This window comes from Azospirillum halopraeferens DSM 3675 (assembly GCF_000429625.1).
Taxonomy (GTDB): Bacteria; Pseudomonadota; Alphaproteobacteria; order Azospirillales; family Azospirillaceae; genus Azospirillum; species Azospirillum halopraeferens.
Genome location: NZ_KE386927.1, coordinates 303,513 through 317,200 on the forward strand (window position 1 = coordinate 303,513; position 13,688 = coordinate 317,200).

The window sequence follows — 13,688 nt, forward strand, 5'->3', positions numbered from 1 at the left end:
GAACCGGTGGAACGAAGCCGTGAGCTGAGCCGTTACCCCCGCGGTTGACCGCGCCCGCGGTCCGCTCCCCGCCTCGACGCCTCCGGAGGACGACCGTGGCCAGCCGCCCCCGCCGCCCGCCGCTCCGACCGCCCGCCCGCCGCCCCGCCGCGATGATCGCGGCGGCGGCCCCGGCGTTTCTGCTGTCCGCCTGCGGCGGCTCCCAGTCGGCGCTGCACCCCGCCGGCACCGCGGCGCGCGACATCTTCGAAATCACCCTGGTCCTGTTCATCGGCGGCGCCCTCATCTTCGTCGGCGTCATGGCCATCGCCGCCTATGCCGTGCTGGCGCGGCCGGAGCGCTTCCGCGGCGGCATCGGCTGGATCCTCGGCGGCGGCGTCGCCTTCCCCGTGGTCGTGCTGTTCGCCCTTCAGGTCTACGAATTCGCCATGACCCGGCGCATCGTCGCCGCCGGCACCCCGGTGGACCTGACCATCGAGGTCACCGGCGTGATGTGGTGGTGGGACGTGCGCTACCCCGACGCCGGGCGCGGGCTCGACGGGGTCGACGGGAATCGCGAGCTTCGCACGGCCAACGAGATCGTGGTGCCCGCCGGCCGGCGGGTGGAGTTCGTGCTGACCACCCGCGACGTGATCCACAGCTTCTGGATGCCGACGCTGGCCGGCAAGCTCGACATGATCCCCGGCCACGTCAACCGCCTCACCCTGGTCGCCGACACCCCCGGCGTCTACCGCGGCCAGTGCGCCGAGTTCTGCGGGGCCCAGCACGCCCTGATGGCCTTCGACGTGATCGTGCTGGAGCCGGACGCCTTCGACGCCTGGGTCCGCCACCGCCTGCAACCGCCGGCGGAACCCCGGGACGAGCTGGCGGCGCGCGGCCGCGACGCCTTCCTGGAAGCCGGCTGCGGCGCCTGCCACGCCGTGCGCGGCACCCCCGCCACCGGGACGCTCGGGCCGGACCTGACCCACGTGGGCAGCCGGCTGACGCTGGGGGCCGGCGTGTTCCCCAATTCGGTCGGCGCCCTGGCCGGCTGGATCGCGAGCGCCCGGCATCTGAAGCCGGAGAACCGCATGCCCTCGTTCGACGTGCTGGACGGCGTCACGCTGCGCGCCATCGCCGCCTACCTCGCGGAGCTGAAATGACCGAACGCGGCGACGAATCCGCGGTGCCCCTGCCGCCGCCCGGCACCCTGGCCAACCCCGGGCCGCGCCCGCCGGAGGAGCTGCAACGGCTGGAACGGGCCTGGGCGTGCCCGACCGGCTGGCGCTTCCTGACGGTCGTCAACAACTCCTACGTCGGTGTGATCTACATCGGCACGGCCATGCTGTTCTTCGTCCTGGCGGGCATCCTGGGGTTGCTGATCCGGGTGCAACTGGCGGTGCCGGAGAACGATCTGATCGGTCACGCCGCCTTCAACCAGTACTTCACCGTTCACGGCACGGCGATGATGTTCCTGTTCGCCGTGCCGATGATGGAGGCGTTCGGCGTCTATCTGCTGCCGGCCATCCTGGGGGCCCGCGACCTGCCCTTTCCGCGCCTGTCGGCGTACGCGTACTGGACCTACCTGATCGGCGGCCTGGCCTTCTTCGCGTCGCTGCTGTTCCGCCTGGCGCCGGACGGCGGCTGGTTCATGTACCCGCCGCTCACCTCCTACGTCTTCTCGCCCGACGTCAACGCCGACATCTGGCTGCTGGGCATCGGCTTCATCGAGATCGCCGCCATCGCCGGCGCCATCGAGATGGTGGTGGGGGTCCTGCGCACCCGGGCACCCGGCATGTCGCTGGACAAGATGCCCATCTACGCCTGGGCCCTGCTGGTGCTGGCGGGCATGATCATCTTCGCCTTCCCCGCCATCATCGTCGCCACCATCCTGCTGGAACTGGAGCGCGCCTTCCACTGGCCCTTCTTCATGGCGGAGAAGGGCGGCGACCCGCTGCTGTGGCAGCACCTGTTCTGGTTCTTCGGCCACCCCGAGGTCTACATCATCTTCCTGCCGGCCGCCGGCCTGGTGTCGCTGATGGTGCCGGCGCTGGCCCGCCACCCGCTGGTCGGCTACCGCTGGATCGTGCTGGCCATCGTGGGCACCGGGTTCATCAGCTTCGGGCTGTGGGTGCACCACATGTTCACCACCGGCATCCCCACCCTGTCGCTCGCCTTCTTCTCCGCCGCCAGCATGGCGGTGTCGGTGCCCAGCGGCATCCAGGTCTTTTCCTGGATCGCCACTTTCGGGCGCGGGCGCATCACCTGGACGGTGCCGTCCCTGTTCATCCTGGGGTTCCTGTTCATCTTCGTGCTGGGCGGCCTCACCGGCGTCATGGTGGCGGTGATCCCCTTCGACTGGCAGGTGCACGACACCTATTTCGTGGTGGCGCACTTCCACTACGTGCTGATCGGCGGCATGGTGTTCCCGCTGTTCGCCGCCCTGTACTATTGGTGGCCGCAACTGAACGGCCAGACCCTGTCGCACCGTCTGGGGGTGTGGGCGTTCGGGCTGATGTTCGCCGGCTTCAACATCGCCTTCTTCCCCATGCACCTCACCGGCCTGCTGGGCATGCCGCGGCGGGTCTACACCTATCCCGCCGGGCTGGGGTGGGAATGGCTGAACATGATTTCGACGCTGGGCGCCTTCATCCTGGCGGCGGGGGTGGCGCTGGTGCTGTTCGATATGCTCCGGCGCTTCGGCCTGCGCGGCCGGGTGGACGCCGACCCGTGGGACGCCGGTACCCTGGAATGGCTGCCGTCGGACAACTACGGGACGCGCTCCATCCCCCTCGTCCACACCCGCGATCCCCTGTGGGAACAGCCGGACCTGGCCCGCCAGGTGGACGCCGGCCACCATTTCCTGCCGGGCCCGGTCACCGCGGCGGGGCGCGAGACGCTGATTACGAGCCCCCTCGACGCCCGACCGCAGTACGTCATGCGCCTGCCCGGCCCGACGTGGGTACCGCTGCTGGCGGCGGTGACCACGGCGGCCTTCTTCCTGCTGCTGGCGTTCAAGCTGGTGGCCATCGCCATCGTCGCGGGGGTGCTGACGGTGGTGCTGTACTGCGTGTGGATGTGGGGGTCCGACCAGGGGGAGGACGAGCCGCCGGTGGACATCGGCGCCGGCATCCGGTTGCCGGTGGACCGCAGCGGCCCGCAGTCCCACTCCTGGTGGGGGGTGGTGACGCTGCTGCTGGTGGACGGCACCGGCTTCGCCGCGCTGGTCTGGTCCTACGTCTTCCTGTGGACGGTCAGCCCCGAGGTGTGGCCGGCCGGCGACGCCCGCATGGCGCCGCTGTGGTGGCTGGCCGCCGGAGCCGCCCTGTGGGTCGCCGCCGGCGGCTGCTTCGCGTGGGCGCGGCGCGCCCTGCGCCGCAACGCCCACGGAATGCTGCGCCTCGCCCTGCTGGCCGGGCTGGGGGTGATGGGTGCGGCCTATGCCGCCACCCTCTATCCGCAATGGGGTGTGGCCGGGCTGGATCCGACCGAGGACGCCTACGCCGCCATCGTCTTCGCCCTGCTGTCCTGGCAGGGGTTCCACGTGGGGGTGCTGACGGTGATGGTCCTCTACACGCTGGCGCGCTCGCTGAGCGGGCGGCTGCATGCGCAACGCCGGCTGACCTTCGACAACACGATGCTGATGTGGGGCTACATGGTGGGACAGGGGCTGGTGGTGATCGGGCTGATCCACCTGTTCCCCCGTGCGGTGGGGTAGGAACGCCATGGGATCGCGACGATTCACCGGCCTGCTGGTCGGCATGTTCGCCGGGCTGCTGATCTGGGCGGCGCATTTCGTCCTGGTCTACGGCCTGACCGGACTGGCCTGCGCCCGCGGTCTGGGGGGCGCCACGCTGCTGGGCGTGGCGCTGGTGCCGGCGGCGATCGTCGCGGCGACCCTGGCCGCCCTGCTTGCCACCGGCGCCGTCTGGCTGGCGGCGTGGCGCGGCGGCGGTCCGGCCGGCGAGGGCAGGGACGAGACCGTCCGCTTCGTGCGCTGGCTGACCGCCGGCTTCGCCGGGCTGGGGCTCATGTCCATCCTGTGGGTCGGGCTGCCGGCCCTGCAGGTGCCGGTGTGCGCCTGATGGCGATGGGCACGGGGTTCCCGCACCATCGGCATAATCCCGCGGCTAAACCCAATTGCCGGCCCGCTAGCCGGTTTGGAACGCTGAAACGGAGGCGCCGCCGGTGTTAGGAATCGAAGGACAGGTCGCGGGGAAGAGTCGTCCGGGGAATTCCGGCAGCCCGTCCCGCCGCCGCCGGGGAGGACCGATGGGGCACACCGCAGTCGCCGCCGCAGCCGCGCAATTCTACCGCCGGGTGCGTGACGCCACCGAGGCGCTGGCCGCCCCCCTGAGCGCCGAGGACCAGACCGTGCAGTCCATGCCGGACGCCAGCCCGGTCAAATGGCACCGCGCCCACACCACCTGGTTCTTCGAGACCTTCCTGCTGGTGCCCTACCTGCCGGGCTACCGGGTCTTCGATCCGGACTTCGCCTATCTCTTCAATTCCTATTACGAGGCCGCCGGGCCGCGCCATCCGCGCCCGCAGCGCGGCCTGCTGACCCGCCCCGGCGTCGCCGAGGTGACGGCCTACCGGGCCCATGTGGACGCGGCCATGCTGCGCCTGCTCGACGGCGCGGCGCCGGCGGAGCCGCCGGCCGGCCTGGTGGCGCTCGGCCTGGCCCACGAGGAGCAGCACCGGGAGCTGCTGCTCATGGACATCCTCTCCCTGTTCGCCGCCAACCCGCTGCGCCCCGCCTACCGCACCGACCTTCCCGACGGTCCGAAGGCGGGCGGCGGCGGGCGCCGGTTGTCCTTCGACGGCGGCATCCGCCGGATCGGGCATGAGGGCGGCGGCTTCGCCTTCGACAACGAGGGGCCGGCCCACGACGTGCTGGTGCATCCCTTTCGCCTGCACTCGCGCCCGGTCACCTGCGGCGCCTGGAAGGCGTTCATCGCCGACGGCGGCTACACGACGCCCACCCTGTGGCTGTCGGACGGCTGGGCCGCGGTGCAGGCGCAGGGCTGGACAGCCCCCGGCTACTGGCGCCGGCACGACGGCGCCTGGCACGTCATGACGCTGGGCGGCGAACGGCCGGTGGAGGACGACGCCCCCGTCACCCACGTCAGCCTCTACGAGGCGGACGCCTTCGCCCGCTGGGCCGGTGCGCGCCTGCCCACCGAGGCGGAATGGGAGACGGCCGCCGCCGGCCTGCCCTGCACGGGGAATACGGTCGGCAGCGGCCGGCTGCGCCCGGCGGCCGACCCGGCACCGGACGGGGACCGCCCGCTGCAGATGTTCGGCGACGTCTGGGAATGGACCTCCGGCGCCTACACCCGTTACCCCGGCTTCCGCCCGGCGGCCGGCGCCGTGGGGGAATACAACGGCAAGTTCATGGCCAACCAGTTCGTCCTGCGCGGCGGCTGTTGCGTCACCCCCGACGGCCATGTGCGCGCCACCTACCGGAATTTTTTCTACCCGCACCAGCGCTGGATGTTCTCGGGCGTCCGCCTGGCGGAGGATGCATGATGGACGGATCCCTCTCCCGCGCCGCCGTTACCGACGCGCGCTTCCTGGCCGACGTGCTGGCCGGCCTGTCGCGCCCGGACCGGACGCTGCCCAGCAAATACTTCTACGACGCCCGCGGCTCGGCCCTGTTCGACGCGATCTGCGAGTTGGAGGAGTATTATCCCACCCGCACCGAGATGGCGCTGCTGGCCCGCCACGCCGGCGAGATCGCCGCCTTCGCCGGCCCCGACGCCACGGTGGTCGAACTGGGCAGCGGTTCCAGCGTCAAGGTGCGGCTGCTGCTGGACCGGCTGACGACGCCGGCGGCCTATGTGCCGGTCGACATCTCCCACGACCACCTGGTGCAATCCGCGGCGCGGCTGGCCGCCGACTATCCCGGTCTGGCGGTGACGCCGGTCAGCGCCGACTACGCGGCCGGCTTCGACCTGCCGGTCGGCACCGTGCCGGAGCGCACTCTGGCCTTCTTTCCCGGCTCCACCATCGGCAACTTCACGCCGGACGACTCCCGCACCTTCCTGGCCGGGCTGGGGCGGCGGCTGGGCGCCGGCAGCCGGCTGGTGATCGGCGTCGACCGCAAGAAGCGCCGCGACGTGCTGGAGGCCGCCTACGACGACGCCCGCGGCGTCACCGCCGCCTTCAACCTGAACCTGCTGGCCCGCATCAACCGGGAGCTGGACGGCACCTTCAACCTCGGCGCCTTCGCCCACCGCGCCGTCTGGGCCGAGGCGCAGGGCCGCATCGAGATGCACCTGGAAAGCCTCGTCTCCCAGACCGCCACGGTGGCCGGCCGGCCCTTCCGCTTCGCCGCCGGGGAGACGATCCTGACCGAGATCTCCTGCAAATACACGATCTCAGGGTTCCAGGCTCTGGCAGCGGATGCGGGCTGGCGCTCCTGCTGCGTGTGGACCGACGAGCGGGGGTTGTTCAGCGTCCACGCTCTCGTGTTCGAGGATCGCTGAACGCCGCCGGGGTCAGCCCGCCGTCCGCTCCGCCAATTCGATCAGGTCCATCAGCTCGTGGCTCTTCCAGTAGCGGTTGCGGGCCACCTCGGCGCGGGCGCCGGCGACCACGTCGTCGATCAGGGCACGCTCCTCCGGCGACGCGGGGGCACCGGCGGACAGGCGGTGCACCACCAGTTGGGTCATGTTGTGGCTGGACGGCGGGATCCAGGCGGTGACCCGCCGGTCGAACACGGTGCACACCGCGTCGATGCGCAGGATGTGCGCCATGCGGTCGTCGAGCGGCTCCCCCGGTTCGAACTTCAGCGCCCGCTCCAGATGCGCCCGCATCTCCTCCAGCACCGTTTCGCGCCAGGCGTGGAGATCGAAGGTCTCCAGCTCGAAGCTGCGGGCCATGCCGTACCAGCCCCACAGGAAGCGCAGGAGCCACAGCACCTCCCCATGATCCGACGCGGCGTGGCGGCGGCCGGAGGCGAGGACGGTGCAGCGCTCCAGCGCCACCCCGGCGACCCGGCCGGCGATGACGCGCGCCGCCCCCTCCCAGGCCAGGCGGTAGGTGGGCTCGGTGCGGCGGTCCTCGGTGAGCCCGGCGAGATTCAGTGCCTCCAGCAGTCCGGCGATGCGCTGCGCCAGCCCGTCCAGCCGGGCGCGATCCTTGGGGGTGGGGCGGATCGGCGACCCCGGCACCCGCTCGTTCAGCTTCAGGACGCCGGCCAGCCCGGCGGTCAGCGCCCGCAGGCTGCCGAGATAGTGGGCGTTCAGCGCCGCCACCGGCGCCACGGCGGCGGCAGCGTCACCGCCGGCCCCCCGGATGTACAGGGCGGCCACGGCGTGGTTGTGCCGGACGTTGAGGACCGACAGGGGCAGGAGCGCGCCCAGCCGGTCGGCCTCCGGATGGCGGTCGCGCAGGGCCGCGGTGTCGGCGGCCAGCGCGTCGGCCAGCCGGTCGCGCTCCCGCTGGTCGGCGCACGCCGTCGGCATGCGCTCCAGCGCCCGGGCCGCCAGGGCCACGGCGCCGTCGGCGTGGGCCAGCAGGTCGCGCAGCAGCTCCAGCGTCTCCGCCGCGAAGGGGGCCGGCTTGTCGAGGAAGGCCGACAGCATCCGGGTGCGCCGGGTCCGGCTGCGTGACAGGGTTGTCAGCAGGCCATCCAGCGTCTTGCGGTTGGCCAGCACGCTGTCCAGGTGGCGGACGGCGGCGACGCGCATGCGCTCGCGCAGGTCCAGGGCGCGCGGCGTGCGCAGGACGCGGTCGATGACGTCGCCGGCCGCCGCCTCGTCCAGCACCTCCTGCACCTCGATGGCCAGCAGGGGAAAGGCATCGCGGCTCAGCACCTCCCACAGAGCACCGACGTCGACCCGCTCCACCAGCCCCGGCACGGGGCCGCCGGCGTGGAACAGCGCCTCGTCGTTCACCAGGAACGGCTCGAACAGCGCGGTGAACAGGCGGCGGGCCCGGTTGGTGCGCTGGCGGTTGAGGTACTCGATCACGTACTGCCGGACCAGCCGGACGCGCTCCGCCGGCTCGTGGTCCATCTGCTCGATCTCGCTCAGCAGGCTGTAGACGAAGCTGGGCGGCAGACGGGCGACGAGTTCGTCGATCTTGCGCCGCAGGGCGGCTTCCGGGTCGAGGTCCATGGGGATCGCGTCGTGGCGGGGGCGGCGGCGATCCGCATGAAGCCCGGAAAAAGGTTAACTTTGCCGTAACGTTGCGCCTTTCGCCCGGCCCGGCCCCGCCGGCCGGTCCGCTTTCCCGTCGCGCTCAGCCGTTGCGGTGGCGGTCGGCGATGGGACGGGCGTATTGCAGCTCGATGTCCCAGGGGAAATGGATCCAGGTGTCCTGGCTCACCTCGGTGATGAAGGTGTCCACCAGGGGGCGGCCGGCCGGCTTGGCGTAGATGGTGGCGAAATGGGCCTTGGGCAGCATGGCGCGCACGATGTGGGCGGTCTTGCCGGTGTCCACCAGATCGTCGATGATCAGCCAGCCCTCGCCTTCGCCCTCCACGCCCTTCAGCACGCGCGCCTCGCGCTGCTGCTGGAAATCGTAGGTGGAGACGCAGACCGTGTCGATCAGGCGGATCTCCAGCTCGCGCGCGATGATGGCGGCCGGCACCAGGCCGCCGCGGGTCACCGCCACGATGCCCTTCCACGGTCCCTTGTCGATCAGCCGCCAGGCCAGCGCCTTGGCGTTGCGGTGCAGTTCCTCCCACGAGACGGGGAAATGGCGATTGAAGGGGACTTGATCGGTCACGATCGGAACACTCCACAAACCGGTGGAGCGCCTTATACCCAAGCGCCGCCGGCGAGTCCATCGGAGGGTTCATTTTCCTGCCGCCGCCACTCGGAAAGGGCTTGCACCGCCCCCCGGCTTTGAGTAACGTGCCGGCCTCCGACGGGGACGCCCCGGCGGATACGAAAGACAGCGCGCCCGTAGCTCAGCTGGATAGAGCACCAGACTACGAATCTGGGGGTCAGAGGTTCGAATCCTTTCGGGCGCGCCATTCGTTTCCTTCAACCGTCTTCGACCGGCTCGGCCCGCCCGTGTGGCGGGTTTTTTGCTGTCCGGCTCCGGTCCGCACGGCCTGCCGATCCTGGATCAGTACTCCTCCGCCACCCGGTCGCGGCCCGCGCGCTTGGCGCGGAACAGGGCGCGGTCGGCGCGGGCCAGGGCCGGCTCGATGGTCGTCTCGGCGCTCGGCGCGGCGACGGCCAGCCGGCTGATGCCGACGCTGGCCGTGATGGTGATGGTCGTGCCATCGTGAACCACCGGGGTGTGGGCGATGGTGGCGCGCAGGCGGTCGGCGACGGCCCGCGCGTCGGCGTCGGACAGCGCCGGCAGCAGCAGCAGGAACTCCTCCCCACCCAGGCGGCAGCAGAAATCGAGGGGGCGCAGGCAGCGGGTCAGCGCGTCGGCCACCGCCTTCAGCGCGGCGTCGCCGCCGCCGTGGCCGAAGGTGTCGTTGACCGTCTTGAAATGGTCGAGGTCGACGGCCAGAACGTGCAGCGCGTGGCCGGCCCGCTGCGCCGCGGCCACCTCCATCTCCGCCCGCGCCAGGAAATGGCGGCGGTTGGGCAGGCCGGTCAGGCTGTCGATCATCGCCAGCCGCTCCAGCTCGGCGGTGCGCTGGGCGACACGGGCCTCCAGCTCGCGATTCAGGCGCGCCAGCTCGCGCAGGGCCTCGTAGGTGCGCAGGGCCGACACCACGATGGAGAACAGCTTGCGCGACGTCAGCTCCGGCTTGGCCGCATAGCCGTCAATGTCGTAGTCGAGGACCACCCGCTCCTCCGGCGCATGGCCGGGCTGGCCGGTGCGCAGCACCACCCGCATGTGGGGATTGGCCGCCTCGGAACGGATGAAGGCCAGCAGGTCCAGGCCGGCGGTGTCCGTCTCCATCACCACATCGACCAGGGCGAGTGCGATGTCGTCCTCACGGGCGATGACCGCCCGCGCCTCGAGCGCCGACAGGGCGGATATCAGGCGCAGCGGCCGGCCCCTGAACCGGCGGTCGCGCAGCAGGATGCGGGTTGCCCGGTGGACATCCGTGTCGTCGTCCACCACCAGGATTGTCCACGGCCTCGCCTCGGCGACGGGCGGCGACGGCTCGTCGGCGGCAGATTCGCACGTAAACATAAGATCATCACTGGCCAAGGCGCGCTCCGGTTGCCGGTGGCGCCATCATACAGTGATGTGCGGCGCCGGTCGATGCACGGCAACACCGGTGCGCACCATTGATCACACCGCCGCACCGCCGGACCCGTCGTCCGCCGCGTCCCGCAGGGATAGTTCCCAGGTCTGGCCGATCAGGTCATGGCCGAAGGAGCGGTGGGGCTCCTCGGCGACGAGGCGGAAGCCGGCCGCCTGATAGATGCGCCGGGCCGCCACCAGCACGTCGTTGGTCCACAGGGTGAGCGTCCGGTAGCCGCAGGCCCGTGCGAAGGCGATGCACTCGTCCACCAGGCGCCGCCCGATCCCCAGGCCGCGGGCCGTGGGCTCGACATAGAGCAGGCGCAGCTTGGCCACGGCGTCGGTGTGACGCACCAGGAAGACGCTGCCGACCACCGCCCCGTCCCGCTCCGCGATCCACGACCGTTCGCGCGCCGGGTCGTGGCTGCGCACGAAGGCGGCGAGGATCTCCGCCACCAGCGCCTCGAAGCTCTCGTCCCAGCCGTACTCCGCGGCGTAGAGAACGGCCTGGCGGTGGGTGATCCAGCCGATGTCGCCCACCCGGTGGGGCCGCAGCGTGAACGGGGCCGCCACCTCTCCCGCCCCCTCCTCCAGCAGGCGGCATATGGTGGCCATGGCGTCGACCAGGGCCGCCCGTCCGGACGCCGGAAGCCGGCCGAGCAGGGCCGCCACCTCCTCGCGCGAGGCAAGGTCCAGGGGGGCGAAGGCGGCGCGCCCCGCGTCGGTCAGGGCAAGCACGGCCTGCCGGGCGTCGTCCGGGGCCGGCGTGCGGGTGAGCAGCCCGCGCCCCTCGAACGCCTTGAGGATGCGGCTGAGATAGCCGGCGTCCAGCCCCAGTTCCCGCCCCAGGCCGCTGGCCGTCAGCCCGTCGCGGTTGGCCAGCTCGTACAGCACCCGGGCCTCGGTCAGGGAGAACGGGCTTTTCAGCAGGCCCTCGTTCAGGAAGCCGAGCTGGCGCGTGTAGAACCGGTTGAACGCCCGCACCCGCGCCACCGGATCGCCCGTCTCCGCCCGTCCGTCCGCCATCATCGCCATGACCGCCTCCGCCGTCGTCTTCGGGAAGCGTGCGCCATAAAGTTGACGGAGTCAAGTTTCCCCGCCGACCAATCCGGTGGTGGCGTCCCGGCGTATGCCGGAGTGCGGGTTGGCAAGCCCTGCCGGGCAGACTAGTCTCCCCGCTCATCCTGCCCTGCCACTGCCGACGGATACCCGATGCCACGCACCGGCACCCGCTGGGTGAGCGGCTTCGCCGCTTTCGTGATCGCCCTCCTGATGTTCGCCGTGCCGCCGGCCGCGGCGCAGACGCCCGCCCTGCCCGGAACGCCGGCGGCGCCGGCCGCACCGGCCCCGGCCCCGGCCGATCCCGGCGTCCTGCAGATCGAGGCGATGATCGGCGCCCTGGAGGACCCGGTGGCGCGCGCCCGGCTGGTCGAACAGCTTCGCCTGCTGCTGGCCGCCCGCGGCGCTGCGGAAGGCGTGGCCGCGGCGGAGACGGCACAGGCACCGCCGGAGACGCTCGGCGCGCGCGCCCTGGCCTTTCTGGCCCAGCGGCTGGATCTGCTGAGCGGCCAGGTCGTCGCCATGTCCAACGCCTTCGCCGACCTGCCGGGGGTGCTGGAATGGGCCCGGCGCCAGATGGAGGACCCGTCGGCCCGCGACCGCTGGGTGCAGCTCATCGGCGAGCTGCTGCTGATCGTGACCGCGGGCCTGGTGGTGCAGAGCTTCATCCGCTGGCTGCTGCACACCCCGCGCCGGGCCATCGAGCAGCGGCGCCACGCCTCGCTGCTGGCCCGCATTCCCTTCCTGGTGCTGCGCGCCCTGATCGAGCTGGCGCCGGTGGTGGCCTTCGGCATCCTCGGCTACGGCCTGCTGACGGTGAGCGCCCCGGCGCCGCGGGTGCGGCTGGTGGCGCTGGCCTTCATCAACGCCACGGTGATCGTCCAGGCCGCGCTGGTGATCGCCAGCTTCGTCTTCGCGCCGACGGCGCCGGGGCTGCGGCTGCTGCGCATGCGCGACGAGACCGCGGCCTACGCCTACATCTGGGTGCGCCGGCTGCTGGCGGTGGGGGTGTTCGGCTATTTCCTCACCGAGGGCGCCTATGTGCTTGGCCTGCCGCTGGGCGCCTACGGGGCGGTGCTGAAGCTGCTGGGGCTGGTGATTGCGGTGATGCTGATCATCCTGATCCTGCAGAACCGCAGCGCCGTGGCGGAGTGGCTGCGCGGCAACCCGCTGTCGGGCGGCGATCCCGATGCCACGGCGGAGCGCGAATCCGAAGGCGGGCGCGCCGTGCTGCGCAGCGCGCGGCGGCGCTTCGCCGACATCTGGCATGTGCTGGCCATCCTCTATGTGCTGGTCGCCTTCGGCGCCTGGATCCTGAACGTCTACGACGGCTTCGCCTTCCTGGCCCACGCGACGGTGCTGACGGTGCTGGTGCTGGCGGTCACGCGCCTGCTGGTCACCGGCGTCGACCGGCTGCTGCAACGGGGCTTCAGCGTCTCGCCGGACTGGCAGGAGCAGTTCCCCGGGCTGGAGGAGCGGGCCAACCGCTACGTGCCGATCCTGCACACGGTCCTGAAGACGGCGATCTGGGTGGTGGCGGCGGCGTCGCTGCTGGACGCCTGGGGCATCGACGCCACCGCCTGGCTGGCCACCCCGGCCGGGCAGCGGGTGCTGGGCAGCGTCGTCACCATCGCCCTGGTCTTCCTCGGCGCCGTCGTCGCCTGGGAAACCGTCAGCGCCGCCATCGAGCATTACCTGCTGCCGCAGGAGCTGCGCGGCACCCGGGTGGAGCGGTCGGCCCGCACGCGCACCCTGCTGCCGCTGCTGCGCAACGCCTTCCTGGTGCTGCTGGTCATCGTTGTCGGGCTGATCATCCTGTCGGAACTGGGCGTCAACATCGCCCCCCTGCTGGCGGGTGCCGGCGTGGTCGGCCTGGCCATCGGCTTCGGCTCGCAGACGCTGGTCAAGGACGTCATCACCGGCCTGTTCATCCTGTTCGAGGACACCATCTCGGTGGGTGACGTGGTCGACGTGGGCAACGGCCATTCGGGCGTGGTGGAGGCCATCTCCATCCGCACCATCCGCCTGCGCGACCTGTCGGGCAGCGTCCATTCCATCCCCTTCTCCTCGGTCACCACCATCAAGAACCTGACCAAGGACTTCTCCTTCGCCGTGTTCGACGTCAGCGTCGGCTACGGCGAGGACCCCGACCGGGTGATCGAGGTGCTGCAGGAGATCGGGGCGGCCCTGCGTGACGATCCGGACTTCCGCTACGACATCCTGGAGCCGCTGGAGGTGCTGGGCGTCGACCGCTTCGCGGAATCGGGGGTCATCATCAAGGCCCGCTTCAAGACACGGCCGCTGAAGCAGTGGAACGTGGGGCGCGCCTTCAACAAGCGCATGAAGAAGCGCTTCGACGAGGTGGGCATCACCATCCCCTACCCGCACCTGAACCTGGTGGTGAACCGCGAGGGCGGCCGCCCGACGCTGCCGGCACCGGCACCGGCACCGACTCCGGAACCGGGGACCGCGTGATG

10 protein-coding genes and 1 tRNA gene are annotated in these 13,688 nt (G+C 71.5%); 7 read left to right on the forward strand and 4 right to left on the reverse strand.

The features are described from left to right. Positions 1 to 95 precede the first annotated feature (95 nt). The 5 genes from coxB to egtD all read left to right on the forward strand — a co-directional run bounded on the left by coxB (position 96) and on the right by egtD (position 6,470). On the forward strand, positions 96 to 1,142 hold the full coding sequence (coxB, locus tag G472_RS0126025; protein ID WP_245593584.1) for a cytochrome c oxidase subunit II: 1,047 nt from the start codon (positions 96 to 98) through the stop codon (positions 1,140 to 1,142). After that, entirely contained in the window at positions 1,139 to 3,697 is a 2,559-nt protein-coding gene (gene ctaD, locus G472_RS0126030) for a cytochrome c oxidase subunit I (protein WP_051341327.1), read from the forward strand. The genes coxB and ctaD overlap by 4 nt, the downstream gene beginning before the upstream one ends. Before the next feature lie 7 nt (positions 3,698 to 3,704). Then, a complete protein-coding gene (locus tag G472_RS35740; protein WP_035693740.1) occupies positions 3,705 to 4,064 on the forward strand; it encodes a hypothetical protein in 360 nt (119 codons plus the stop codon). Positions 4,065 to 4,251: 187 nt separating this feature from the next. After that, complete coding sequence (gene egtB / locus G472_RS0126040) at positions 4,252 to 5,511, forward strand: ergothioneine biosynthesis protein EgtB (protein WP_029010719.1); 1,260 nt, start codon at positions 4,252 to 4,254, stop codon at positions 5,509 to 5,511. Next, the gene (egtD, locus tag G472_RS35745) at positions 5,508 to 6,470 is read left to right on the forward strand and encodes an L-histidine N(alpha)-methyltransferase (protein WP_051341329.1); all 963 of its coding nucleotides are present in this window, start codon (positions 5,508 to 5,510) and stop codon (positions 6,468 to 6,470) included. The genes egtB and egtD overlap by 4 nt, the downstream gene beginning before the upstream one ends. Positions 6,471 to 6,482: 12 nt before the next feature. On the opposite strand, the gene G472_RS0126050 is transcribed toward egtD, so the two are convergent. Together G472_RS0126050 and gpt are read right to left on the reverse strand one after the other, a co-directional pair. Continuing rightward, positions 6,483 to 8,105, reverse strand: coding sequence for a hypothetical protein (locus G472_RS0126050; RefSeq protein WP_035693742.1), 1,623 nt, complete (start codon positions 8,103 to 8,105; stop codon positions 6,483 to 6,485). A gap of 124 nt (positions 8,106 to 8,229) precedes the next feature. Then, on the reverse strand, positions 8,230 to 8,718 hold the full coding sequence (gene gpt / locus G472_RS0126055) for a xanthine phosphoribosyltransferase (RefSeq protein WP_029010721.1): 489 nt from the start codon (positions 8,716 to 8,718) through the stop codon (positions 8,230 to 8,232). Positions 8,719 to 8,891: 173 nt separating this feature from the next. On the opposite strand from gpt, the gene G472_RS0126060 reads away from it, so the two are divergent. Further along, positions 8,892 to 8,968 (forward strand) — tRNA-Arg (locus G472_RS0126060). A gap of 95 nt (positions 8,969 to 9,063) precedes the next feature. Here G472_RS0126060 and G472_RS37660 read toward each other — a convergent pair. Continuing rightward, entirely contained in the window at positions 9,064 to 10,023 is a 960-nt protein-coding gene (locus G472_RS37660) for a GGDEF domain-containing protein (protein WP_245593585.1), read from the reverse strand. A gap of 177 nt (positions 10,024 to 10,200) precedes the next feature. Beyond that, a complete protein-coding gene (locus tag G472_RS35755; RefSeq protein ID WP_245593586.1) occupies positions 10,201 to 11,187 on the reverse strand; it encodes a bifunctional helix-turn-helix transcriptional regulator/GNAT family N-acetyltransferase in 987 nt (328 codons plus the stop codon). A gap of 177 nt (positions 11,188 to 11,364) precedes the next feature. On the opposite strand from G472_RS35755, the gene G472_RS35760 reads away from it, so the two are divergent. Then, positions 11,365 to 13,686: a mechanosensitive ion channel domain-containing protein gene (locus G472_RS35760; protein ID WP_051341333.1), complete on the forward strand. Its 2,322-nt coding sequence runs from the start codon at positions 11,365 to 11,367 to the stop codon at positions 13,684 to 13,686. Positions 13,687 to 13,688 lie beyond the last annotated feature (2 nt).